The 21520-nt window shown below is 48.8% G+C and carries 30 protein-coding genes; 3 read left to right on the top strand and 27 right to left on the bottom strand.

All coding sequences use genetic code 11. The features are described from left to right. Window positions 1-250: 250 nt before the first annotated feature. The 5 genes from LIZ87_RS19700 to LIZ87_RS19680 all read right to left on the bottom strand — a co-directional run bounded on the left by LIZ87_RS19700 (window position 251) and on the right by LIZ87_RS19680 (window position 1746). Window positions 251-547, bottom strand: coding sequence for a hypothetical protein (locus LIZ87_RS19700; RefSeq protein WP_227148917.1), 297 nt, complete (start codon window positions 545-547; stop codon window positions 251-253). 26 nt (window positions 548-573) lie between these two features. Then, window positions 574-795: a hypothetical protein gene (locus LIZ87_RS19695; RefSeq protein WP_227148916.1), complete on the bottom strand. Its 222-nt coding sequence runs from the start codon at window positions 793-795 to the stop codon at window positions 574-576. A 109-nt stretch (window positions 796-904) separates the two neighbouring features. Next, a complete protein-coding gene (locus LIZ87_RS19690; protein WP_118419917.1) occupies window positions 905-1219 on the bottom strand; it encodes a DUF3847 domain-containing protein in 315 nt (104 codons plus the stop codon). After that, window positions 1216-1554 carry a DeoR family transcriptional regulator gene (locus LIZ87_RS19685; protein ID WP_227148915.1) on the bottom strand — a complete coding sequence of 113 codons (339 nt, stop codon included), beginning with the start codon at window positions 1552-1554 and terminating at the stop codon, window positions 1216-1218. The genes LIZ87_RS19690 and LIZ87_RS19685 overlap by 4 nt, the downstream gene beginning before the upstream one ends. Then, window positions 1555-1746 carry a hypothetical protein gene (locus LIZ87_RS19680; RefSeq protein WP_227148914.1) on the bottom strand — a complete coding sequence of 64 codons (192 nt, stop codon included), beginning with the start codon at window positions 1744-1746 and terminating at the stop codon, window positions 1555-1557. It lies immediately after the preceding gene. Window positions 1747-2279: 533 nt separating this feature from the next. On the opposite strand from LIZ87_RS19680, the gene LIZ87_RS19675 reads away from it, so the two are divergent. Further along, window positions 2280-3092 (top strand): helix-turn-helix domain-containing protein, encoded by an 813-nt coding sequence (locus LIZ87_RS19675; RefSeq protein ID WP_227148913.1) that lies wholly within the window; start codon window positions 2280-2282, stop codon window positions 3090-3092. A 44-nt stretch (window positions 3093-3136) separates the two neighbouring features. On the opposite strand, the gene LIZ87_RS19670 is transcribed toward LIZ87_RS19675, so the two are convergent. Then, window positions 3137-3961 carry a hypothetical protein gene (locus LIZ87_RS19670; protein WP_227148912.1) on the bottom strand — a complete coding sequence of 275 codons (825 nt, stop codon included), beginning with the start codon at window positions 3959-3961 and terminating at the stop codon, window positions 3137-3139. A 122-nt stretch (window positions 3962-4083) separates the two neighbouring features. On the opposite strand from LIZ87_RS19670, the gene LIZ87_RS19665 reads away from it, so the two are divergent. Then, window positions 4084-4407, top strand: a complete 324-nt coding sequence (locus LIZ87_RS19665) for a helix-turn-helix domain-containing protein (RefSeq protein ID WP_103242496.1) — start codon at window positions 4084-4086, stop codon at window positions 4405-4407. A gap of 81 nt (window positions 4408-4488) precedes the next feature. On the opposite strand, the gene LIZ87_RS19660 is transcribed toward LIZ87_RS19665, so the two are convergent. The 21 genes from LIZ87_RS19660 to LIZ87_RS19565 form a co-directional block, all read right to left on the bottom strand. Then, on the bottom strand, window positions 4489-4713 hold the full coding sequence (locus LIZ87_RS19660; RefSeq protein ID WP_118635529.1) for a PF20097 family protein: 225 nt from the start codon (window positions 4711-4713) through the stop codon (window positions 4489-4491). Between the two features lie 29 nt (window positions 4714-4742). Continuing rightward, window positions 4743-4970, bottom strand: coding sequence for a helix-turn-helix domain-containing protein (locus tag LIZ87_RS19655; protein WP_118635528.1), 228 nt, complete (start codon window positions 4968-4970; stop codon window positions 4743-4745). Window positions 4971-5106: 136 nt separating this feature from the next. Continuing rightward, window positions 5107-5265, bottom strand: a complete 159-nt coding sequence (locus LIZ87_RS19650) for a Maff2 family mobile element protein (protein WP_227148911.1) — start codon at window positions 5263-5265, stop codon at window positions 5107-5109. A gap of 98 nt (window positions 5266-5363) precedes the next feature. After that, entirely contained in the window at window positions 5364-7217 is a 1854-nt protein-coding gene (locus LIZ87_RS19645; RefSeq protein WP_227148910.1) for a VirD4-like conjugal transfer protein, CD1115 family, read from the bottom strand. Then, complete coding sequence (locus LIZ87_RS19640) at window positions 7204-7599, bottom strand: PcfB family protein (protein ID WP_227148909.1); 396 nt, start codon at window positions 7597-7599, stop codon at window positions 7204-7206. The genes LIZ87_RS19645 and LIZ87_RS19640 overlap by 14 nt, the downstream gene beginning before the upstream one ends. Window positions 7600-7726: 127 nt before the next feature. Next, window positions 7727-8440, bottom strand: coding sequence for an antirestriction protein ArdA (locus LIZ87_RS19635; RefSeq protein ID WP_148355466.1), 714 nt, complete (start codon window positions 8438-8440; stop codon window positions 7727-7729). Further along, on the bottom strand, window positions 8440-8781 hold the full coding sequence (locus tag LIZ87_RS19630; protein ID WP_227148908.1) for a DUF7768 domain-containing protein: 342 nt from the start codon (window positions 8779-8781) through the stop codon (window positions 8440-8442). Before LIZ87_RS19630 ends, LIZ87_RS19635 begins: the two co-directional genes overlap by 1 nt. Window positions 8782-9066: 285 nt before the next feature. Further along, window positions 9067-10512, bottom strand: coding sequence for a ParB/RepB/Spo0J family partition protein (locus LIZ87_RS19625; RefSeq protein ID WP_227148907.1), 1446 nt, complete (start codon window positions 10510-10512; stop codon window positions 9067-9069). A gap of 186 nt (window positions 10513-10698) precedes the next feature. Beyond that, window positions 10699-12099: a hypothetical protein gene (locus LIZ87_RS19620; protein ID WP_227148906.1), complete on the bottom strand. Its 1401-nt coding sequence runs from the start codon at window positions 12097-12099 to the stop codon at window positions 10699-10701. A gap of 233 nt (window positions 12100-12332) precedes the next feature. Beyond that, on the bottom strand, window positions 12333-12716 hold the full coding sequence (locus tag LIZ87_RS19615) for a DUF6262 family protein (RefSeq protein WP_227148905.1): 384 nt from the start codon (window positions 12714-12716) through the stop codon (window positions 12333-12335). Next, on the bottom strand, window positions 12700-13839 hold the full coding sequence (locus tag LIZ87_RS19610; protein WP_319638602.1) for a tyrosine-type recombinase/integrase: 1140 nt from the start codon (window positions 13837-13839) through the stop codon (window positions 12700-12702). Before LIZ87_RS19610 ends, LIZ87_RS19615 begins: the two co-directional genes overlap by 17 nt. 54 nt (window positions 13840-13893) lie before the next feature. Then, entirely contained in the window at window positions 13894-14199 is a 306-nt protein-coding gene (locus tag LIZ87_RS22630; protein ID WP_319638601.1) for a hypothetical protein, read from the bottom strand. Beyond that, window positions 14189-15967, bottom strand: a complete 1779-nt coding sequence (locus LIZ87_RS19605) for a tyrosine-type recombinase/integrase (protein WP_227148904.1) — start codon at window positions 15965-15967, stop codon at window positions 14189-14191. Before LIZ87_RS19605 ends, LIZ87_RS22630 begins: the two co-directional genes overlap by 11 nt. Window positions 15968-15979: 12 nt before the next feature. Beyond that, entirely contained in the window at window positions 15980-17098 is a 1119-nt protein-coding gene (locus tag LIZ87_RS19600) for a tyrosine-type recombinase/integrase (RefSeq protein ID WP_227148903.1), read from the bottom strand. A gap of 118 nt (window positions 17099-17216) precedes the next feature. Further along, complete coding sequence (locus tag LIZ87_RS19595) at window positions 17217-17561, bottom strand: hypothetical protein (RefSeq protein WP_227148902.1); 345 nt, start codon at window positions 17559-17561, stop codon at window positions 17217-17219. Then, on the bottom strand, window positions 17561-17956 hold the full coding sequence (locus LIZ87_RS19590; RefSeq protein WP_227148901.1) for a hypothetical protein: 396 nt from the start codon (window positions 17954-17956) through the stop codon (window positions 17561-17563). The genes LIZ87_RS19595 and LIZ87_RS19590 overlap by 1 nt, the downstream gene beginning before the upstream one ends. A gap of 64 nt (window positions 17957-18020) precedes the next feature. Then, window positions 18021-18422 (bottom strand): hypothetical protein, encoded by a 402-nt coding sequence (locus LIZ87_RS19585; protein ID WP_227148900.1) that lies wholly within the window; start codon window positions 18420-18422, stop codon window positions 18021-18023. A gap of 9 nt (window positions 18423-18431) precedes the next feature. Continuing rightward, on the bottom strand, window positions 18432-18800 hold the full coding sequence (locus LIZ87_RS19580; protein ID WP_227148899.1) for a recombinase family protein: 369 nt from the start codon (window positions 18798-18800) through the stop codon (window positions 18432-18434). Beyond that, window positions 18757-20082: a hypothetical protein gene (locus tag LIZ87_RS19575; RefSeq protein WP_227148898.1), complete on the bottom strand. Its 1326-nt coding sequence runs from the start codon at window positions 20080-20082 to the stop codon at window positions 18757-18759. Before LIZ87_RS19575 ends, LIZ87_RS19580 begins: the two co-directional genes overlap by 44 nt. Continuing rightward, entirely contained in the window at window positions 20051-20617 is a 567-nt protein-coding gene (locus tag LIZ87_RS19570) for a hypothetical protein (RefSeq protein ID WP_227148897.1), read from the bottom strand. Before LIZ87_RS19570 ends, LIZ87_RS19575 begins: the two co-directional genes overlap by 32 nt. A gap of 148 nt (window positions 20618-20765) precedes the next feature. Continuing rightward, window positions 20766-21170, bottom strand: coding sequence for a flavodoxin (locus tag LIZ87_RS19565; RefSeq protein ID WP_227148896.1), 405 nt, complete (start codon window positions 21168-21170; stop codon window positions 20766-20768). A 28-nt stretch (window positions 21171-21198) separates the two neighbouring features. Between LIZ87_RS19565 and LIZ87_RS19560 the strand changes: the two genes are divergently transcribed. Further along, on the top strand, window positions 21199-21345 hold the full coding sequence (locus LIZ87_RS19560; protein ID WP_227148895.1) for a hypothetical protein: 147 nt from the start codon (window positions 21199-21201) through the stop codon (window positions 21343-21345). Window positions 21346-21520 lie beyond the last annotated feature (175 nt).

Here is a 21520-nt window from a genome sequence, read left to right as displayed (position 1 = left end):
TGCCAGCTGCTGAACGGCAGGAATTAAATTTGCGAAAAACTATTGACACTATCCTGGATGATTTTCACGTCAAAATGCGGGCATGGCAAGTAGTGTCCTCCTTTCTCCCGGCGTCCGGGCAAAAAAAGAGCAGGGAACCTGTTTCAAGATTTCCTGCTCGGTGGTGCCGCCGGTGGCGGCTGGTATTCAGTTTTGAAAGTTCGGGTCAGGGTGGCCCGATAAATTAGGATTTGTCGCTTTACAAGAACCCTTATACTGACAATTCTTTTAATATTAATTGATTTTTTTCTTTCAGATTGTACTCTCTTTTATTTCTAAAACAATCAATGAAATATTCTATTTCAATATCTGTAATGTTTTCTTCTAATAGATGCTTAATCATAAAATAGCAATCACTAATACAAAAACATACATTCCTATTTACTATCACTTTTTCTAAATTTTTATTTTGATTTAATCTATTGATTGCTGTCTTCCTTGATATTTTTTTCTCATTCAAATCTTCTAAAATATCTAATAAATACAGTTTAATTTCATCTTCACTCATATATAACTCTCTTCCCCCATTGAGCCCTACATCTCGTCAAATTCCAATTTGTCGTTGACTTCATTATACTTCATTGTTTCAGAAAAGTATAGCGACCTATTGTAAAACTTGCTGAACGGGAACAGCTTGCAGCGCAAGGGGTTTCCGGGCGGCAAGTCCACAAAGGGGTAGCTGGCGGCAGCCAGCGCAGGGGAAGTGTAGCTTCCCCTGTGATGATTGGCAGGAGCCGGAACGCTGCGGGCAATCATCCGCTTTCCGCAGGAAGCCCCCGGCAGGGCGCAACACACTACCTTCAGGTGGTGTATAGTTGCGCCCTCTTTCAGAGGGGCAGTTCACGGGCTGCGGCTCTGAAAGCAATCATGGCCGTTTCCGGCCTGCGTCCTCTCCCTGAAAATTACCGTTTCCGGCGAATACTTTTTCCATAAGCTGACGGGTGCTGTCTTTGTGGAACAGCAGCTTCAAAAACAAACTGACCTGTTCATCCGTAATGGCTTCCGGGTGGGGAAGGTAGCTTTCCAGCATGGCGGCTCTGGTGCAAAGCCGGTGTGTCCGTTCCTTCCGTGTCAGCGTCTTTATCTGGTGTTCCAATATCTTTTCTTCATGCTGCGCCCTCCGCAGCTTCTTTTCCGTTTTCTCTATCTCCTGATTGAGTTTTTCCAGCTTTTCATTCATAGGCGGCTGTTCTCCTTCTTGGGAATGAGTACATATATTTTGTTGGGTTCCCCGAAGCCCTGACGCACTCGCAGTATCAGTCCGGCGTCCTCCAATTCATTCAGGGAACGCTTCACGGTCATGGTGCTGCGGGCAAGTGCTGCCGCCAGTTCCACGATGGGGAAATGGATAAATAAAATCCCGTTGGCGTCCTCTATGCCGGACAGGAAAACTAAATCCAACATCCGGGCGTACATGACCTTGGCGGTGCTGCTGATCGGGAGCCGCAGCAAGACTCTCGGCAGCGGCATACAGGGCGGCAGGGCGGTGTCTGCGGTCATAAATTCAACTTCCATTCACTCTGTGTCCTCCTTTACTTTTCGTTTTGAGCGTTTGGAAAGATAATGGGGGCAGTCCACAATGACCGCCCGGAAACTCTGCTTGCAAGTGCGTTGGCATTTCCGGCAAAGGCCGTTGTACGTTACCCGCCCCCGTTCATTGAGGAAGAAAGACAGTTCCAGCTTCCTCTTTTTCGGCATTCTCGGCATGGTGCCTCCTTAAACAAAAATCCGCCCATTTCAGCCGTAACAGCCGCAATAGACGGATAGCAGATTTTAGTGTCGTGTTTCGGGGCGATTTTTAAGGAAAAAGCGGTCATAGAGCCGCCCGGAAATCCCCCGTAGTATTACGGATAGGGTAGACTATACCCTATCGGATTGTTGTGTTTCGGTATCAATTCGGTGTTCATTTTCGCCGGTTCTCCCTGATGTCGTTCCTGCCCCTGGCTCTCACAACGGCGTTTCGCTCCCTTTGGTACGCTCGTTGCGGTCATGGTTCCTCCATTTCCCTGCCGCAAGTCATTGCGCTACATCGCCGGGGAGCATATCCCATACAGGCCGGTCATTCGATTGGAATAATCCATCGATGAACTACCTGTATGATAGCCCATTTTTGTTCCCTGTGCCGTATGTCCACAAAGTAGGATTTCGGGGCGAAAAACGGAAATTTCCACGATTGCGGAAAGTATGGTATAATCCGGTTAGCGGCAGGAAAACAGCCGCCGGGAAGGAGTGAACGCCCTATGCTGAGAGCGACTACCATACAGGAGCGCCTTTGGGAGTTACGCAAGGATAAAGGCTTAAATCTGGAAGAATTGTCAAAGCTGACCGGCATTTCAAAGTCAGCCCTCGCCAGCTATGAAGCCAACGACTATAAGGAAATCAACCACGGCAACCTTGTCACGCTGGCAGACTTCTATCAGGTGTCCGTTGATTATCTGCTGTGCCGGACAGAGAACCGGGAACAGGCAAACACGCCTTTAATGGAATTGCACTTGACGGATGAAATGGTGGCGCTGCTGAAAAGCGGGCGTATCAACAACCGGCTCCTGTGTGAGATTGCTACCAACGATAAATTTGAACAGCTTATGACCGACACGGAGATTTACATAGACGGCCATGCAACCTCTACCTTCCGTACCCTTTATGAGTCTTTGGAAGAACAGCGGCAGATTATCGTTCAGAAATACAAGCAGGCAGATAAGGATTTCTATTCAAAGACCATCCTTGCCGCAGAGGTAAAGGAAGAAGATTTCTTCTGCCATGTGACGCACAAAACATGGGACGCCATTCTCCACGACATACGGAAAGCCCATGAGCATGACATTGACAGCACGCCGGATTATTCCCTTGCAAAGAAGATGGCTCTGGAAATCCGAAAGGCTATTCAATCTTCCGGGGATTATCTCGGAAAGGTGTGGGCGGTCATTTTCAATATGCTCGGCATTGACTTTTACAAGCTGCCGCCGGATGAACAGAAGATATTGAAAAAGATACTGTCAAAATCCCCGAACATCAAAAACAGCCCCTTCAACTTCCGGCGCAAGAGAAAATGAAAACTGCCGTTGTGGGAATGAGTGTTCCTGCAACGGAAGCGTTTTTATTCGCCGGTATATGCAATTTCTATCTCATAGCCGCCATCCTCATAGTAGGTGTGGAAAGAATAGTCCCCGATTTGCAAGTCCCCTTCTGTGACAGGGTAGAAGGTCTTTTCCTCGGCGTCATAAATTACGGCTTCGTCTATAAATTCATCTTCAACGGTAGTCAGGATTTCCCGGATACAATCATCACAAAAATGCGTTTTCATTTTGTGGGCGCTCACAATGCCCCGTCCCCGGTCAATGGAAGCGGTGGCGCTGTCCATGTTGGGATTTGACATCATCATCAAATGGGCTTCGCTGATTTCATCGTATCCAGAGGTAATCATTGTGCCGCCCCTTTCCCGTTGGCTCTCAATCGGTTCGGTTTCATCAAATATCTCCAGCCCGTAGGCTTCGCCGGTATTCAGGAAAACCATATTGATACGCTCCGGGAAGCCACGTTCCAGACAGCAGCCGTCAGCCGTATTCGGAATAAAACGGATAAGGTTTTCTATGTCTTGCCCGTACTGGCTGTACACTAAATCATGCCGGATAGTCTGGGCGATTTCTTCGTATTCATCATCGGTGGCCGTTGCCATGTAGGTGGCGATTGTCCCTAAAAGTTCTTCCATATCTTTTTGATTTCGGTGGTTCGTCCATATATTACCAACCATGATACCGATTGAGAGAAAAACAAATGTGACAGCCCCTATCATAAAACCGCCATAAAGCAGGGAACGCTTGTCATGCTGGCTCAAATGCTTTTTGTCCATGTCCAGTTCATCATCTTCCCAGAAGTCCAGCCAATTATCCCGCAGCTTTCTCCATACATTTTTCATATCCATACCCTCCAACAAGCTATAAGCTAATATCTTATAGTCTATCAGAAGCTATTGAAAACGGCAATCATATTATAGTCTTAAAGTGTACAAAATGATAACTGATAGCTAATAGATGGGTGTGGACTATGGAAAAGAACGGATTAGGGAAGCGTATCAACGCAGTAAGGAAAGACCGGGGCTTAACTGCTGACCGGCTCTCGGAAATGTGCAATATCAACGCTACTTACCTCCGGCAGATTGAGGGCGGCGTAAAAATGCCCAGCCTGCCGGTATTCATAGACATTTGCAAGGCTCTGAAAATCTCGCCGGATTATCTTCTGCAAGACGAATTGGAAGAAAATGAAATCAGTACCATCCGGGAGATAGAAGCACTCTGGAAGGATACTTCTCCCAGCAAACAGGCGCTTGCACTTGCCATGATAAAAGCAGTGTTGGAGCATAAGGAGTAGCAGAACAGCCAGCCGTTCCCGGCTGGCTGAATTACTTCTGTGTACAATATTATCTGCTCAATGGGGATTTGAATTATTTAATCAATCTTCTTTTGTAATCGTAATGATAGATTTACATTTTGAACAATAATACGATTCAGCTTCTGTTCCTGACATAATCATTTTATCGTGCGATTGTCTTTTAAATAATCCTTTCTTTGCTTCTTCATCAGATGTAAAAGATAAAATCATTTGTCCTAATCCTTGCATTGATGTAAAAAATGATTTTCCTTTTTCCATTTCATTATTACAAACAGGACACTTCATATACTATTTCCTCCTTCAATTCGGTTTTGTCACTCTGTCGCCTTTGTATCCATTTCATCTTGCTCTAGTTCAATTACATCTAAAATACCACAATTCAGGGCTTCGCAGATACGAACCAGCGTTTCCATGCTGATATTTTTGCCCTTACCCATGTTAGCAATCATATTTGTAGTAAGACCGGCGGCAAGCCGCAAGTCCTCTTTCCTCATGTTGCGCTCAACCAGCGTATGCCAGAGGGGTTTATAGCTTATGTGCATTTATCCTCCTGCCTTTCTCCCGGTTCCGGGGTTCCTGTTCCCATTATATCAAAATTCTTGCTATCCCACAAACATTTCTTGACACAACCGCCGGTTCCGTCTGGATTGTGCTTTTCCTTTCTTCTCTTGATTACATCTACTTAGCCATAAGCTGCTTCATGCCCTGGCTTTTGGAACCTGGGTTATCCGATCCATAGCCCTCCAGCAGATTGACAACGCCCCACACGCCAAGTCCAGCGCCGAGGGCTACAACGAGAGTCTGCAAAGTATCAATAGCGGAAGTGAAAAACTGCATAGAGCCTCCTTTTCTCCGGGGTATTCCCGGCCATGAAAAAAGCCGCCATTTCTGGCGGCAGGTTACATACTTCGGGACACTTTGTCCCAAAGCCCTATTTATGCAAAGGCGTCCGGATCGTCGATGTCATCATAATTGAGGATGTCCTCGTCCTCACTTGTGAGCCCATCGTCCGGCACAGCCACGGCATACACCTCACACAGCTCGTCCGGCCCGGGCCGCCTGCGGCGGTTGATAAGCCGGTCAAGGTCAAAGGCGTTTTTCTTTTTGTCGGCTTCAGCCGTATATCGGTAGTTCGGGTGCTTTTTCAAATTGTATTTCGAGGAATAGAACGGGGGCAGGCCCCGAAGCTGTAAAATGCACTTATCCCCGGGCATGGTTGCCAGCTCGCTGGGTGTCATCAGCTCCCGGCCCAGCCGCTGGTTATTTTGACTGTAGCTTTCCGACTGGCCACGGGAGCGGCTGTCCGTCTGCATAGAGATTGTAGCCTTACCCAGCCAGTTCTCAGATATTTCCTTGATGGTGCTGGCCTCCCGGCCTCCGAGGAATATCACGCTGTCCATATTTCCCAAAATGGTTTCGGCGTGTTTATCGTAAATCGCCTTACACTGGGCCAACTGCTGATAGAACAGCGTCAAGCTGATCTCACGGGAACGGATGACAGCCACGATCTTTTCAAGCTGGGGAACCTGCCCTGTGTTGGCGGCCTCGTCCCACAGCACCCGTACATGGTGGGGCAGGCGGCCTCCGTGAACATTGTCGGCCCTCTCGCACAGCAGATTGAACATCTGCGAAAAGGCCAGAGCCACAAGGAAATTATAGGTTTGTGTAGTGTCCGAGATGATAAAGAACACCGCCGTTTTTCGATCCCCGATGCGGTCAAGCTCCAGCTCGTCATAGGCCATGACCTCCCTAAGCTGGGGGATGTCAAAGGGAGCCAGCCTTGCGCCGCAGGAAATAAGGATCGACTTCGCTGTTTTGCCGCTGGCCAGTTTGTACTTTTTATACTGCTTGACCGCAAAGCAATCCGGCTTTCGTTTTTCCAGGCCCGCAAACATATAGTCCACGGCGTTCATAAAATCCTCGTCATCTTCCTTGACCTCCATCCCGGAAATCATGTCAACTAATGTGTTCATGTTCCGATCCTCGGCGGGGCCCTCAAAAATGATATAGGCGATGAGGGCACAGTAAAGCAGGGTTTCCGATTTTGTCCAGAATGGATCGCCTTCCTTGCCTTCGCCTTTGGTGTTGGAAATGAGAGCGTCCACAAATTTAAGGATGTCGGCCTCGTTGCGGATGTACGCCAGCGGGTTATAGTGCATGGATTTTGTGAAATCACTGGAATTGAACACCTTGATCCGATACCCACGCTTTTGCAGGAAGTGGCCCACCTGCCCGAGAACGCCTCCTTTGGGATCGACACACACATAGCTGCATCCGCCGTTTTTGTCTGCGCTGGCCTGCAAAATCTGCGGAGTAAGCCAGAACCGGGTTTTGCCGGAGCCGGACGAACCGATCACACAGGCATTGAGGTTGCGGGCGTTGGCCGGATTTTTCGGACGGGTATTCATGGTAAGGAACTCCGTCCCGGTCAGAATGATGTTGTTTTCAAACTTTGGATCTACGAAAGGGGCTATATCTTTCGGACAGCCCCAACGGGCTGATCCATACTCCTCATCCCGCCGGAATTTTTTGGCGTTTTTGCTTTTTACATAGACCATTACCCGGAACGCCACAGCCCCCACAATGCCAACAAGCCAGTCAAAAGGAGCAAGCCCCGGGGCAAAGTCGGCAAAGGCCGGGCCAATGGTCTGGCCCAGCCCCATGAGCTTATGAGCAAAATCCGCACCCGCCGCCAGACGGTAGGCCGTCCCCAGCTTGAGAAAGGCCCACAGGACAAACAGATACGGGATGTTGGGAATAAGGTATTTTTTGATGCTATCGTTCTTCACGAACCACCTCCTTTGTCCGTTCCTGTGTTTTGGGCGGTTCCTTTACAAGCTGTTCCGCCGCTTTTTTGAGTTGTTCCCGGATGGGGATGCGGCTGGATTTTGACTGTTCCATAAGCCTGCGGGAGTACCGCTCAAAACAGGCGGTAATTGCATCCGCCTGTCCTGCCTTGAAAAACAGCAGGTATTTGTCCGGCCCGGTTTTGTAAAAGGCATAGTCCACATTAAAACGGCGGGCCATACGGTCAAAGAGCTTCGGGGCCTCCACCTCGATGCTGTTCACATTTTCGCCGTGGGCCATGAGCTTTTTCACGCTCTGCCTGCCGTGGGGCCTTTGGGCTGTCTTATGCCGTTTGGCGATCTGGCGGCCCGCCGCCCGGAGCACATAGGCCAGCCCCCGGGCTGTCAGCTTGCTGGCCCGGACAGAAATCGCTATGGAGCTCCGGGAAATTTCTTCATCAATCAGTTACACCGCCTCCTTTCGCCTTGGGACAAATTGTCTCGAAGTCCCGTTACCGTTCCTCATGGTGTTTTTCAGCCAGCCGCCGGAACCCCTCCTTTGAGGAACCGTCAATAATTTCTTGATAAGCGGCCATCTGCTCCCGGATCGAAAGCTGGGGGTAAGCAAAAACCCTGTGTTCAGCGGGGATGTCCTGGGGGCCGTGGTAGACCTCCCGGAAATCGTCACTTACTTTCGTCACATAGCCGCCCGGTGCAAAATGTCCGTTTTCGTTGATGGAAATGTCCCGCCCGTATGCTTCAAAGTCAAAGTAGGGTTTTATATTGTCCGGCACTTCGAGACTTTCCATATCCTCCACATAAAGGCGGCCCAGCATTTCCTCATTGTCCACGCCGGGATGCAGGTCGTAGCAGTCCAGATTTTGCGTAAGGTTGATCAAGTCCTGCACAGAGCCACAATGCTGGCCGCTGTCCATAACCGCCTCCAGCGTTTCCCGTTCTGATGGGGAGAGCTCCTTCAGCAGATGGGCCAAGTGGTTGAGCTCGTCAATGTTTTCATACTCGCCCAGATAGTCATAAAGGCCGAGAATATCGCTGTCAAAGGAGATAATAAAGTATTCCTGGCAGCGTACCCCGTCCACGCCGATCCGCTTTAAGAGGGACTGCACCTCCTCTGTGTTGGTGGGGAAATGCAGCGTTTCCCCCACCAGATGCCCCGCACTGTAAAGGGCAGGATTTGAAATGAAAGCCTCAAAAACAGACTCCATCAGCGTTTGCCCTGTCCCTTGACGGTCAGGATGCCCTCAAGGGTGGTGGCGGTAATTCCCAGCCTCTGGGCCACGGCAATATCATTTTTCATGGCCTCGGTCATGGTGTGGCCGCAGACCACCAGCACATGGGAGCGGCGGAGCAGGTCACGGCCCATGTCGATGCCGCTTTTATGCTCCTCGGGTACTGCGTCATTGAGAAACAGGGGCAGATAAAGGGGCGGGCAGATCGGGGAAAAGCCTGCCTCATAAACCGCCCGGCAGTAGCGGGCGGCCTGTTCTGCGTTTTCACTGTCGCCGCAAAGCCATGCGGCGGTAATGTATGCAAGGGGACGCTTCATAGTCAATACCTCCGATATTTTAATAAGAAAGTTCAACCCAATCCCCCCGCCCTTTCCCAATCATGGGAAAGGGGGCGGCTCTGGAGGATATACCCCCGCCGCTTGCCGGGGAAATAGCACAGCCGGGGCAGACCGTCAAGGGCAGGCCGCCGTAAAACGGCGGTGCGATGCACCCTTGACAGCCCGCTCCCGGCTGTACGAAAAAACAGGCGGCGACGGGGGATATATACCACCAGAGCCATGATGCGGAGGGCAGGGCCCTCGGGACAAAATGTCTCGAAGTGGTTACTTGTCCTGCTCCATCTTTTTTGGAGCCTTCGCCAGCTCGGGCGGCTGTTTCTCTTTCCACTCGTCCAGCAAAGTCATGATCTGCTCCTTCATTTTGGCGGGAGTGGCCTCCTTGCCAAAATACTTTTCCAGTTCAGCGGTAGAAATAATCACGCCTCGATCCTCCTTTTTCTTTTCTGATAAGATGCCATCAATGACATCACCATTGAGTTTCCCGTCCTTGTCCAGTTCCCGGAGCTTTTTCGCCTGGGCCAGAGAGGGGGATGCCTGTTCTCCATCAATGGAAACAGCAATCAGCCGCTGGTTTTTGGGGCGGATATAGGAAATCTCCACAGCGGGCATAAAGCCCATTTTTTTATCGTCCACCTTGTCCAGCAGTTCCGGCACAAGGGAGTTCAGCCGCAGATAACGCATGACCTTTTTATAGTTCATGTCGTGCGCCTCACCCACGATCTCAACGGAGCGTTTTCCAATATCGCCCTCGGCCACATTTTTCAGCCGCCCGCCCTGGTGCTTGATGTCCTCCACTTCCAGCTCCAACAGGGCGGCCAGTTCGCTGGGGAGCGTCTGATCCCTCTGCTTGTTGCTGTCCTTCATGGCCTGTACCGCCTCGTGGTCAGTCATTTCCCGGACGATAAAGGGCATTTCCTCCAGACCGGCCAGCTCACAACCATGATGGCGGCGATGGCCCGCCACGATCTCATAACCGTTGCCATCCTTTTCCGGGCGGGCAAGACCAGGAACCATTACGCCGTTTGCCTTGATGGACGCTACCGTTTCCTGCATTTTGGCGTCGTCCCTCACCTTAAACGGGTGGGGGCGGAATGTGTGGAACGGATGCATTTCGGAAAGCTTCAGATAGACCAGCTTTCCTTCCTCCACAGGACGGGGCGGAGCGGCTGGCTTAGGCGGAGCCTGTTCCGGGGCCGCATTTTCGGGTGGAGCCTTTTCGGGTTCCGGGGCAGCTTTAACCTCCGCAGCCTTTTTCCCACTTCGGGACAATTTGTCTCGCTTAGTCGGCGTGGCCTCGCCGGGGGCCGCCTTATCCGCCTTGGGTGGGCGGCCCTTGCGGGGCTTCGCCGCCTCCTTGCCAGCAGGCTCTGCTTTTTCCTCTTTTGGAGGACGGCCCCGGCGGGCCTTTTTCGGTTCGCCATCCCCAACGGCGGGAGGTTCCTCCTGCGTTTTCTCCTCCGGCTCTTTTGCCGCCTCCTCTTTTTCTACCTCGGCCCGGGCTGTCTGCCGCTTTTCATTCATCAGCTCATTGATTTTGTCAAAGGACACCACCACATCACCGGGCTCGGGCTGGGCAGGCCCCTCCTGCTGGGGTGTGGGAGCGGCGGCCTGTTCGGGAGCCGGAGCCTGAGGCCCGTCAACCGTAACAGGAGCGGGAGCCTCCGGGAGCTTCTCCTCACCGGGGCCTGTGTTTAATTTTTCATCTGCCATTCACTATCCTCCTTTTCGTGAAAGTTGCACAATTTTGCGGGTTAAAATTCTGTAATTATTTTTCCGCCTCCTTCCGGTCTATCCACGCAAAAAAGCCGCCCGATTTTAACGCCGGACGGCTTTTTGTGTAATGTGATAGATCAAATATTATTTTTTGTGGTTCGTAGGCTCCGAAAAGCCTTGTATTTACAGCGTTCCTAATAGGAAACAATCATATGCATATTTATCTTTTACAAAACCAGATAAATTGGAAAATATAGTATGCTCAGAAGACATTTCAAATAACTCTCGATCTATTTCTCCATCTTGCACATACATGCGAAACTGCTTAAGCACACCATCCATTTCCGAAGCTATAGTTCGACATTTTTCTACCAGTGTTGTGCCTTCCGATGGAGGATTGAACCGAAAACCATTTGCACCAAATTCTTGTGATAGATACTCTTCAAAGAACCATTTCAAAACGTTTTCTAACCTCACCCCATTATGCTTCAATATATCATAGTATCCTCTTACTTGCATTGTTGACAGATTATCCACAACATCAAAGTTATTTCCTTTGATGTAATCTTTAACCCCTCTTACAAAAAGAGTTCTCTCAAATATTCCTAATTGAGATTTTACTGAAACCAAACTACTCCTCCAGCAATCATCAAATTGTTCGAAAATATACCGAAAATTATTTAAAATCGTAGGATAATCCAAATTCTCCAAGAACCACTTCACATCATAAGTAATTTTAAAATCATTATTTTCCAACCTTTTTACACTCTTTATTTCAGATACATCTGCGAATTCCACACCAATTCCATATCCTACATGTACACCTGTAAAAGGATGTTTCTCCCAATACGAATCACATGCCCTTTTAGCACATAACCTAAGTTTATCACTTATTGGACATTCCCCTGAGCTTTGGGTACGTGCTAATAACTGTAGGTGATTTAAGTTTGCTGTATCTGAGTTAATGTAATTCTGTAAAATTCCTTCATATTCTGTTGGATTTAATTCCTTCGGGAAATGATAAGGACTTTCTTGATCATGTCTTTCCAAAAATTTGCTTATAACCAAACGAGGTGTTTGCTCAGAAATACGCAAAACATTTGCCAGTTCCTGGCCATAATATTTTACCAATTCTTCTTGCTGTAATAATATCCAAAGCGTAGTTTTCGGATCATTTATATACGCTGCAAACATTTCTCCAGATACTTTTTTATAAACCTTAAATTTAACAAACAGCCTCCAGTAATCTTCAACATATCCGATAGAAACCGAACGAGTAATTAATTGAAAATTTTCATCATTAATTTTTCCAAAAAATTTTCCTAAAACTTTTGTAAGCGGAACACTTAATTTCTTATAATGATCAATTATATCTTCATCCCATTCCCGAAGATATGCACCGCTATTAATTAGCTGCTGAACATTATAGAGTTCGATCACCTTGTTGATATCTGCATAATCTTCGTTTTCATTAAATGATTCAAGAATTTTGGCTGATTTTTCCAAATTTTCTCCTATACTCCAGTCTTGCACACTATAAAACTTGACTCCATCATATTCTGGACGCATTGTTTTTACCCCCATATCAATTCCCAGAAAATAATCAATGTATCTTCCTATATCTTATAATTTCACCAGAACGTCGCCTGCAAGATATTTGTCTTATACATAACCCTTCGCTACTGTACCAATTATACCATTTCCTATAAAAAATGGTATTTAATCTTGAAATAAATAGCATTGTTAGCGAAAAATGTCAATATATCTTTTAAAGAGCCAGCAGGATCTCGCCAGCCGGCCCTATGTACACTTTTAAATTATAGATCTTTCCAAGCCTTCCTGTCCTGCTTCCCCATCCCCTTCCGCAGCTTCTGGTTCTCCTTCTGCAGTTTTTCATTCTCCTGCTTCAGTTCCCTTATCTGCTGCTCCAGCAGCGCGATCCTTCCTCCCATGGCCTGATCAAGGATATTCCGGCGTGGGTCGATGGTTCCGGCCTGCTGTTCCAGTGCCTGGCTGATCTCTGCCCTCACAATGGGATTCTTATAAAAGAACCCTCTGGAAAGTCCGGTCATCTTCATCAGCTGAGGGACTGATATCCTGTCTCCGTCCTCCAGCATCCTCCGGATCGCCAGCTTTGCCGCAGCGATCTTTTCATCGCTCTTTTCCCGGTTCAGTTCGATCATCTTATCGTATTTGCTCATAGTCTTCACCCCACCCTTCCAGGTTTGCAAGCAGGATCCTGGTCTGTGCTTCCCTGGCCCTTCGTGTTTCATCCGCCAGGATCTGGTTGCTCATCTTCCGGTAATGCATCACTGCATTGACTCCCTTATGCCCCAGCAGTTTGGCGATGGTCCAGTCATCCAGGTGCAGCTCTGTCAGTTTCACACCATAGGACCGCCGGAACATGTGTGTCCCGAACTGGAAGTGTTTCCCCTCATCATCCCGCAGGTCCTCTCTCTGTATCAGGCCGAGGACCTTATGTTTGACCGTTGTATATTGCAGAGGCCGTCTGGTGTCCTTCTCATCTACCAAAATGTAGACCGTTTCACCATACCGTTCCTCTGTATACTGGATCGCCTTCCGGATCAGCGCCGCCAGCTCTGCACTGACCGGCTTCTCGAAGGTCTTTGTCTTAACCTGCCGGATCCTTATCATATCCACACCATTCAGCCGGAACAGGCAGTCCCTCTGCAGGGTGAGAGTGTCTGATATCCTGGTCCCCAGCATCTGATGGATGACCATACACCTGGTGATCTGCTCATCCAGTTTTGTGATATGCGCGTTCAGTCTCTTCAGCTCGCTGTCTGAATACGCCCTGAACTCCGGTTCCAGTTCTGGAGGGATGTCCGTATTCAGAAACAGCTTTTCCAGTTGAGGATATCCGCAGAGTTTTCCGACAGTCTCCAGTACGGACCGCAGCTTTATGATATCATCGCTGTTCCCCCTTCCAGAACTTCCATTGGTCGCCTTATGGATGAGATACTCTTCCAGTATGGGTCTGTTGAACTCCCCACAGGACTGTATGCCGATCTGTTTTTCTTTCAGATATCTGGAAAACTGCCGCAGGGACGTAAGTTCTCTTTTTACCGTTCCAAGCTTCTCACACTTGAGATGCTGGTAGATCGCCAGCTTGACTTCTTCCCTGATCTTCTCCTGCAGGATCCCTGTAAAATTTAAGGTATCCGTTTTGTAGATGGGGTTTTCTTCGATTGAGATATCCAGCTTTTTCAGCTCCCATATGTCCTTCTCCCTTTCCGCCCTCTCATCCTCCGGCTTCAGGAACCGGTACGCCCCCCGAAGATAACCGGGCAGTCTTGCTTCCACTATATTGACTTTTCCATAAACATTCTTTTTTTCTCTGGTCAGTGGTATACCGTTCTACATCATCCATGCTTTCAGCAGCTGGATCCACTTTTCTTCTTCCCAGCCCAGCAGGCTTTCCGGAAGTGACCTGCGCGTCTGGAGTGCCTGACAAAACTGCCGGAAATGAATGTTATCGCTCCGGATCGTACTCAGGGTGATCTGCTGCCCTCTGTACCAGATATACCGCCGGAATTCTTCTTTCATGGTCTCTGTGGGGAGGAGTGACAGATCAAAATAACCATTTCTTCTAATCTTCCCCCGCAATGCTTCTTCTGCTTTTTCATAGCATTCCAGTTCCCGATAGTAAACCCTATCTTCCATTTCGACCTCCTTTCTTTTCCAGATGGGCCGCAAGCCGGTTGCCCGGCTCTTCAAAGAGTTCATCATTGGCCTTCGCGATCCGTCTTGGCCCATAGTCCAGGTATTGCTCCGTCATCTCCTCATAGTTGTGTCCCAGGTAATCCCGGACACTCTGTAAGGAAGCACCGTTATCGTAGAAAAAAGTGGCCACTGTATGGCGGTAGTCATGGGATTTAAATAAATACTCGCCTTCCTCGATCCCGTTCTCCCGGCAGAACTTTTTCATCTGGTACTGCAGAGTAGCGCTCCGGTAGGGGCCTCCGTTTTTGTTGGTAAACAGATAATCGTCCGGGCCGATCTGCCTTCTCCTGATATATACCTGCATGATCTGATATAATCCGTCTGCGATGGGGATCCGTTTATACTTCTTCATTTTGATCTGATAGACCTGGATCCATGCGTCCTGCCCCTGCCGGTAATAGGCATTTCCTTTCAGGGTGCATACCTCGCTTATCCGGAGCCCCAGGCACCACAGATGCAGGTACATGCACCGCTGGTCTTCCGGCAGAAGATGGAGCTTTGACAGCATCTCCATGCACACTTCCGGGGAAACACTCCGGTCATGGTGTTTGGGTATGACCTTTTTCTGATGGTACTCCGGGTGGAATGGTACCTGCTCCAGGTAGCCCTTCACCACCAGAAACCGGAAGAAATGGTGTAGCCCTGCCAGATATTCATTGAACGTCTTTGCGATGATGCCCCGCTTGTGCAGCTGATCCAGATAGGTATCGATCCTGTTTTCGGTGCATTCGCATACGCTTATGTCTTCTTTGCCGAGCCAGACCAGGAAATTCCGGATCCCTTCGTATTTTACCACCAGGGTACTGACTGCCTGACCGGTGATCCCAAGCTGGTATTTCATGTATTCCTGTGCATACCTCCGGTTATCCGGCCTCACGATCTCCAGAAAGGAGATGCTTGCAAAGGAGCCGCTTGGGTTCACCCGGTTCTTTGGCAGATGCAGCCGTTCCAGATACCAGATATTCGCATCCCAGTGGATCTCTTCGTTCTGTAGAAATACAGTCTTTCGGCAGAAGTTAAGGATCGGCAGCATCTGCTGCTTCCTGCTTTCACTGTTGGTCCTTCCTTCCCGTTCCAGCCAGGTCTCAAAGTCCCTGATCTGCGCCATCTCCAGCTTTTCGATATCCACAATCCCCCTTTCCGTGCAGAAATCGTAGAGAAGCCGGAGTCCGGAAAGCCTCTGTTCCCTCTTCCGTGGTTCCTTAAACTGCTCTATGACGGCATTCAGAGTCCTGAATATCTGTTGTTTTAAAGTCCGGCTGCAGTCCCTGGTAAAGTCCCATACCATGTTTGGCCGGTTCCAGACGGAGTCAAACTCCTTCACAATGGCCGGATCCGGATGGTAAGGGATAAACAGGATCTTATCCTCTAACTGCCATCTGCACTGCTGTCTGCCTGCAAGGGTCTGCATCTGCTCCCGGATGGAGTGCTGCTTTACCCTGTCATATGCTTTCAGGTACCGTTCCGGCCTTTGGATATGCTGGTCATATTCCAGATATTCCCGGAAGGTCTGCCGCAGTGGATAGTCCATTTCTGCAATACTTGAGATCCCCGCTTTCAGAAGGAAGGCTTTCAGCTTATTCCTCCCCATACCCTCGATCTCTGTGCAGGCATCCAATTCCTCACAGAGTCTGGCCGGTATCTCCCGTATCCGGTCTTCCTGCACAATGACAGGCAGTTCCATTTGCCGTATTGCAGAAGCGGGCATCTCCATCACCTCCTATAACAGTTCCTTCACCCCATACAGGGCGGAATGTTTCGCGTAGAATTCCTGGCTGGCCTCGATCAGTTCATCATCCACAATGTTCAGATACTTGATCGTCGTGTTGATGTGTTTATGCCCAAGGGCCTGCTGGATCATCTCCAGCCGCCATCCGGCCTTCCGCCGTATGTTGGCGAAATATCGGCGGAGCATATGTGGTGTCAGGTCGATACCGGTCTTTTTCTCCATCCGTTTCAGCATGTCGTAGACACTGTCTACCTTCAGGGGATGCCCTGCCGTTTCCCCTGTGATGTTGATAAACAGGTATGACTGGTGCTGCAGCAGTTCCCGGTACTCTGCCAGGTAGTACATCAGGAATTCATAAGTGTCCTGGCTGATCTTGGCCTTCCGGTATTCCGCATTCTTGGCACGGACATCGTTGTCATTGTCCTCCCGGAAATAAACGCCGACCATGTGATGCGTATAATCAATGTCATGGGTATACCGTACTCCCAGAAGCTCCCCGATCCGGAAGCCTGTTTCCGCTAATAACAGCAGGAGAAGCTGGTCACGGCAGTTGGTACATGCATGAAGGAGCGTGAGGATCTCCTCCTGCTCTGCCGGCCTGACATCCCTTTCCTCCGCTTTCAGATATCCTTTAAAGGACTGATAGCGCAGCTTTTTCTGTACGCCTACGGCATTGACTGCCACATGGTAGCTGTAGGACAGCACCTTCAGGCTCCCGATCCGGCTGTCCTGGGCCTCGGCAAAAAGATAGAACCTGAACACATCCTCCAGGTATGCGTTACAGGTTCCATTGTTGATCGTCCTTATTTTATTTTCCTGTGTGTGGTTCCCGGCCTTCAGCCAGTGAAGGAACCCTACAAAGTGGTCATTCTGTTTCTCAAAGTCCAGTCCGCAGACCTGCGGGATATCCAGGGAAAGTTCTTCCAAATATTCCAGATAGTAGCAGATGGAGAATGCGGACCGCTTCACCGTATTGGGTGACCGGTTTGACTTTATCTTGTGTTTCAGGTATTTGGACGGGAGCCGGACGATCTCCAGTGTCTCGCAGTCCCGGATAAAATAGTATTTCACAGCCTCATCGACTAAGGTCTCTACGGCGTATCTCCTCATCGCTCCTCCCTCCTTCCTTAACGTCATACACAGTATACCGTGTTGCCGGGATGACAGCCATACGCAAACCCAACAAATATGGTTGCCCAAACCCAAGCATAACCAACAAGGGGTCGTTTCAGCACAGGCTTGGCCCTGTCGGGGGGATCAGATCACTGGAAAACAGGTCTGCTAAAAATTTGATGCCCCATAACTGACAGGCATACTGGAACCCCTCATTAAAATCCTGAAACGCATGCTCCGCTTTTTTCTCAAAACAGGCTTCCGCGATGTGGGGAAAGGCACCCTCGTAAGTCCCCACGGTCAGATGCCCTGCCTCTGTGAGCCTGATATAAACGCCGGATTCCCCGCCTGTATAATACAATGCGCCACGGCCATTCAGACGGGTCACCGGATCCTCTCTCCAGTGGTACCGACTGCTTCCAGTCACTGCCTGCCAGTATGCAAATTCCTGCTGAGTCATTAGTCCCCTCTTTCTTTTTTCTGCTTTTCTTCATGGATTTCGTTCTGTGATAGGATCTCTCCCAGGCCAAAGCTGGATGCCACTGCATGATCCACATACTGCATGGCCGCTGCATTCAGATATCCGGTCAGTTCCTTCAGGTATCTGCTGTTAGTCGGGCATATCTGCGCCACCAGGACCACTACATCCTCCTCCCGGATCAACCGGCTGACGGCCTGATTTCCCGGATACAAAGGCCGTCTGTCTTTACAAAAGGCCAGTATCTCTTTCGCTTTTTCAGGCAGACCACAGTTCTTCTTCGTATCATCCGATATCAACACCATTGCCGGGATCCTGGCAGGTTCACCGTCAGCGAGCGGCACCAGTTCCCCATAATAAATTCTTTCCTTATCCATACAAAACCTTTCCCCAGACAATACCTGGCGGTTCTATTTTCCTTTTCGTTTAACAGAGCCTTGATCAAAGACTTTGCTGTTTTCGTTTTGGAAAGGCCATATCCTCCAGCCTGTCCAGCCATTCCATATCCATCTCTTCTGCTGTACAGCTGATCCTCTCAATACGGTATCCCTTCTCTTCCAGTTCCGTCCGGATATACTCCACACAGGATTTTGCAAAACTTTCCGCTTCTGCCTCATTTTCATCATTGCAACTGAACTGATATTTCAGCAGCACTTTGTAATTGGACAGGAAACGAAAAGTCAGATCCCCGTCAATGTACTGGGGAAGAGTTGGATCCTCTTCTATCACTGACTTGATATCCTCAATGATATGCGGCTTTGTGCTTTCATACATCAGGTCATTGAATTCACCGGCATTGAAATTCGTGTCCAGCAGTATCCTCGTTTTTACGTTATAATCCATCTATATACCTCATGATCCGGCTGCCCGCTGCAGCCCGGTGGAAAGTATCCCCTCCAGAGGGGAACATACTTCGATCCCGTTTTTCGCCATTTGAAACAGAAATTCCCTGCACAGCTCCTCATCGCGAGAGATCCTGGACGAATCCAGGACCAGGAACACTTCAATCCCCCTGCTGTCCTTTGCCTCCAGGAACAGATCCAGTCCCGGCCTTTTCAGCCCTGCCGTTCCTCCCATATCGCTGGAGCTGCCTGCGATCTCTGTCTGGAGCTGTTCCCCATAAGTATTCAGCTGTTCATACTGCTTCTTTAAGGCACCATGGCTGTCCTCCGGTGCATCAATATGGGTGTAGATCCATGCTTTTTTCCTTCTGTTTTCCATCTCTCTCAATGGCAGAAAGCCTGAGATCATGGATCGGGAAAAGATCTGGTGCCTTTATTCGGATATACAGCCTCTGTTCCGGATTTACCTGTATCCTGTCCAGCTCCTCTGTCACCCGTTCACTCTCTGCCGGAAGCGGAATCCTCACGCTTCTCCGGTTACAGGAAAGTTCCAGCCAGACCGGATGCTCCTTCCCGTATTCCCTGTCTCTGCGAAAATCCGGCCTCCATCCGGTTATCGTTTGTATACGGGATCTGAAATAAGGCGACTGGCATAAAAACATTTCCTGCCCTGTTAATACCAGTTCCCCCTTTGCCTGCTGTCGAACCTCCGTACAATCAGACAGAAAGAGCTGCAGGCACCCTTTGGGAAGCAAAACCTCCATGGAATCTTCTCCCCATCCATCCCATATGCCTCCATCAAAATGTTCTTTTAACACTTCAATATCTTTTCCCGTAAGCAGCCGTCCGGCTCCGGCAACAATAACACCCCAAAGTTCCCCGTTCCAGACCTCCACATCCGGACGTTCATATAAAAGACCATGCTCCTTATAAGGGGGCAGTTCATAGAGACTGTCATAACCTTCCCAGTCCGACCAGCAGCTGTCTGGCCGCAGATTTCTTGCAATCATCTCAGATATCTGCCGCTGAAAAACTGCCGCTTCTGCTGCAGTCAGCTCTACCGGATCGAAACAGGGAGCGGAAGCCTGCATTACGGTTACGGGAAAATAAAATTTTGCAATCTGAAAAGAAGCATATTCCCTCTTCCAGTCCTGAAAGCGCTTATATTCCATAAGGTCAAACAGATTCTCTCCTGTATACTGGGGAAGGGGACCGCTGTCCTTTTCAAACCCTGCTGCTTCCGGGCAGATGGCAAGTGCAAGGTTCAGCATTTCACCCGGATGCATCTTTGGCGCTGCGGAAATCTTCTTTTGAAAACCCTCCATTTGCTGCGGCTCAAACTGTTGCAGTGCATAAGCTAACAGATTCATTTCCTGAACCCATACACCTTCTGGAAGTTTCTCCCTCAGATCTGCTGTTCCAGCTTCAGCGACCAGACACCTGGCAGTATGCATGGGCAGAAACAGGTCACAGTATTCAGGCTTTTTTAACCGCATCATCTCTGCATCGCTTATGGGCAGAGAAATCTGTACCCCATCTTTTTCTACTACAATCCTGTTTTTTCTCCGGATTTTTTCTTCACTGGTTCCCACGCTCTTCCATTCCCTCCCTGTTTCCATCTGCATCTTCTCACAGCATCTGTATCCCTTCCCTGTTTTCATGCTGCGCTGTATCCTGCATTTCTGACATCACCTGTTTCCTTTCCGTGTACTGGATCAGGATCCCGGAAAAATCGTAGCCGACCGGTTCCAATACTTTTCTTTCCATCATTGTCAGCAATGCTTCTGTATCGAATTTCGCTTCAAAGTATAAGTCCTTATCGATCTGGAGTGGTACATCCATCTCCTCCGGAACTTTTCCAAGTATGGTCCGCTGTCTTCCGAACACCTTGCCCCTCAGCTGCATAAGCCTTTCGTGCATGTCCGGCTGCCCGTTGCAATGTTTCAGGATAGTCTGGACTACCTTCTTCCATGTAGGTGTCAGCACAACCTCACCGGACGCAAATGTCAGGGCGACAGGGCGCTTTCCTTTCAATGCAGCTGGAGAGATCCATGCCAATGTACGTTCCCTGACTTCAGTCTTTGGAACGATTCCCTGCTCCTCCTCCTGATATCTCCGGATCAGAGCATCACATCTTTGGTTCACTTCCTGCAGCAGTTCCTCTCTTGCTTTTTCTACCATTGCTATATAATCCATCAATACCTCCCCCTTTATTGAAATAAAAAAAGAATTAGAATTTCGCCTCATCTCAAGGCGCTTCTTCCAATCCTCTTTCTTATCAACACCATACACAATTTTCTTTCTGTTTGTGTATACAGTTCTTATTTTCCACTATTTTTAAACGCTATGCACACAATACACTCTCTAAACCTTGCTCCATATTAGGATACCCTACAAACACCGTGTCATATCCGGAAATATCCAGATTGCTTTCTTTCAGTTCTGGCAGATAATCCCTATTCATCTCATCATGATTTACATCCCGCAATTCATCGAAATCCGCTGTGTATGAGGTAACCGTTTCAATTCGATGCAAGTCACCTCCTACCACCTCCGCTATCACATTGGCAATATACTCCGTTGTCCCGTAACGAGTGTCCTCATCAATCAAAATGCTTGCTGAAGTTGTGGCATCCACATCATCTGGATAATTCGTGTTGCCCCAACGTGAAAAATAAACAATCAGAAGATTGCTTGTGCTTAGATTGGATTCCATATTTTCCGATTCAGAAATTTGTTCTGCATCCAAAGTATCTTCCTCCTGTGAAGGAGCATTTATGGTCGGTTCACTGCTTTCCTGGGAAGGCTACGCCACACCACTGCAGGCGGTGAAGGAAAGCCTCATCAACGCAGCCAATAAAAAAGCGAAAATTCGTTTCATAGGTTACCTCCATGTTTTCTTAGATGTTCTTTCATTTTGCTAATCATATAATCGATTTCATCGAGGGATTGCTGCTTTCCATGTATTTCATCCAATAGCCTGTACCGACATTTTCGCAGCATTCGTATTTGTCTCTCTTTATCTTCACACCCCGATATTTCGTGATAGTGTCAATAGTTTTTCGCAAATTTAATTCCTGCCGTTCAGCAGCTGGCAGT

Origin of the sequence: Lacrimispora sp. 210928-DFI.3.58, from assembly GCF_020554865.1 — a bacterium.
In the GTDB taxonomy this organism is placed as follows: Bacteria; Bacillota; Clostridia; order Lachnospirales; family Lachnospiraceae; genus Enterocloster.
Note: the sequence above shows the minus strand (reverse complement) of the source record. Positions and strands in the feature narration are given on the sequence as shown.

Excerpts from the sequence above, each read along its gene's own strand:
- LIZ87_RS19635 (WP_148355466.1), bottom strand. The coding sequence starts at position 8,440 with ATGGAGTCTGTTTTTGAGGCTTTCATTTCAAATCCTGCCCTTTACAGT.
- LIZ87_RS19620 (WP_227148906.1), bottom strand. The coding sequence starts at position 12,099 with ATGGGGGTAAAAACAATGCGTCCAGAATATGATGGAGTCAAGTTTTAT.
- LIZ87_RS19680 (WP_227148914.1), bottom strand. The coding sequence starts at position 1,746 with ATGCCGAGAATGCCGAAAAAGAGGAAGCTGGAACTGTCTTTCTTCCTC.
- LIZ87_RS19665 (WP_103242496.1), top strand. The coding sequence starts at position 4,084 with ATGGAAAAGAACGGATTAGGGAAGCGTATCAACGCAGTAAGGAAAGAC.
- LIZ87_RS19595 (WP_227148902.1), bottom strand. The coding sequence starts at position 17,561 with ATGACTCAGCAGGAATTTGCATACTGGCAGGCAGTGACTGGAAGCAGT.
- LIZ87_RS19660 (WP_118635529.1), bottom strand. The coding sequence starts at position 4,713 with ATGAAGTGTCCTGTTTGTAATAATGAAATGGAAAAAGGAAAATCATTT.
- LIZ87_RS19585 (WP_227148900.1), bottom strand. The coding sequence starts at position 18,422 with ATGGATTATAACGTAAAAACGAGGATACTGCTGGACACGAATTTCAAT.
- LIZ87_RS19650 (WP_227148911.1), bottom strand. The coding sequence starts at position 5,265 with ATGCAGTTTTTCACTTCCGCTATTGATACTTTGCAGACTCTCGTTGTA.
- LIZ87_RS19560 (WP_227148895.1), top strand. The coding sequence starts at position 21,199 with ATGGTCGGTTCACTGCTTTCCTGGGAAGGCTACGCCACACCACTGCAG.
- LIZ87_RS19605 (WP_227148904.1), bottom strand. The coding sequence starts at position 15,967 with ATGCCCGCTTCTGCAATACGGCAAATGGAACTGCCTGTCATTGTGCAG.
- LIZ87_RS22630 (WP_319638601.1), bottom strand. The coding sequence starts at position 14,199 with ATGGAAGATAGGGTTTACTATCGGGAACTGGAATGCTATGAAAAAGCA.
- LIZ87_RS19670 (WP_227148912.1), bottom strand. The coding sequence starts at position 3,961 with ATGGATATGAAAAATGTATGGAGAAAGCTGCGGGATAATTGGCTGGAC.
- LIZ87_RS19600 (WP_227148903.1), bottom strand. The coding sequence starts at position 17,098 with ATGAGGAGATACGCCGTAGAGACCTTAGTCGATGAGGCTGTGAAATAC.
- LIZ87_RS19690 (WP_118419917.1), bottom strand. The coding sequence starts at position 1,219 with ATGAATGAAAAGCTGGAAAAACTCAATCAGGAGATAGAGAAAACGGAA.
- LIZ87_RS19625 (WP_227148907.1), bottom strand. The coding sequence starts at position 10,512 with ATGGCAGATGAAAAATTAAACACAGGCCCCGGTGAGGAGAAGCTCCCG.
- LIZ87_RS19655 (WP_118635528.1), bottom strand. The coding sequence starts at position 4,970 with ATGCACATAAGCTATAAACCCCTCTGGCATACGCTGGTTGAGCGCAAC.
- LIZ87_RS19580 (WP_227148899.1), bottom strand. The coding sequence starts at position 18,800 with ATGGAAAACAGAAGGAAAAAAGCATGGATCTACACCCATATTGATGCA.
- LIZ87_RS19695 (WP_227148916.1), bottom strand. The coding sequence starts at position 795 with ATGATTGCCCGCAGCGTTCCGGCTCCTGCCAATCATCACAGGGGAAGC.
- LIZ87_RS19590 (WP_227148901.1), bottom strand. The coding sequence starts at position 17,956 with ATGGATAAGGAAAGAATTTATTATGGGGAACTGGTGCCGCTCGCTGAC.
- LIZ87_RS19685 (WP_227148915.1), bottom strand. The coding sequence starts at position 1,554 with ATGGAAGTTGAATTTATGACCGCAGACACCGCCCTGCCGCCCTGTATG.
- LIZ87_RS19575 (WP_227148898.1), bottom strand. The coding sequence starts at position 20,082 with ATGAAAACAGGGAAGGGATACAGATGCTGTGAGAAGATGCAGATGGAA.
- LIZ87_RS19700 (WP_227148917.1), bottom strand. The coding sequence starts at position 547 with ATGAGTGAAGATGAAATTAAACTGTATTTATTAGATATTTTAGAAGAT.
- LIZ87_RS19615 (WP_227148905.1), bottom strand. The coding sequence starts at position 12,716 with ATGAGCAAATACGATAAGATGATCGAACTGAACCGGGAAAAGAGCGAT.
- LIZ87_RS19675 (WP_227148913.1), top strand. The coding sequence starts at position 2,280 with ATGCTGAGAGCGACTACCATACAGGAGCGCCTTTGGGAGTTACGCAAG.
- LIZ87_RS19570 (WP_227148897.1), bottom strand. The coding sequence starts at position 20,617 with ATGGATTATATAGCAATGGTAGAAAAAGCAAGAGAGGAACTGCTGCAG.
- LIZ87_RS19630 (WP_227148908.1), bottom strand. The coding sequence starts at position 8,781 with ATGAAGCGTCCCCTTGCATACATTACCGCCGCATGGCTTTGCGGCGAC.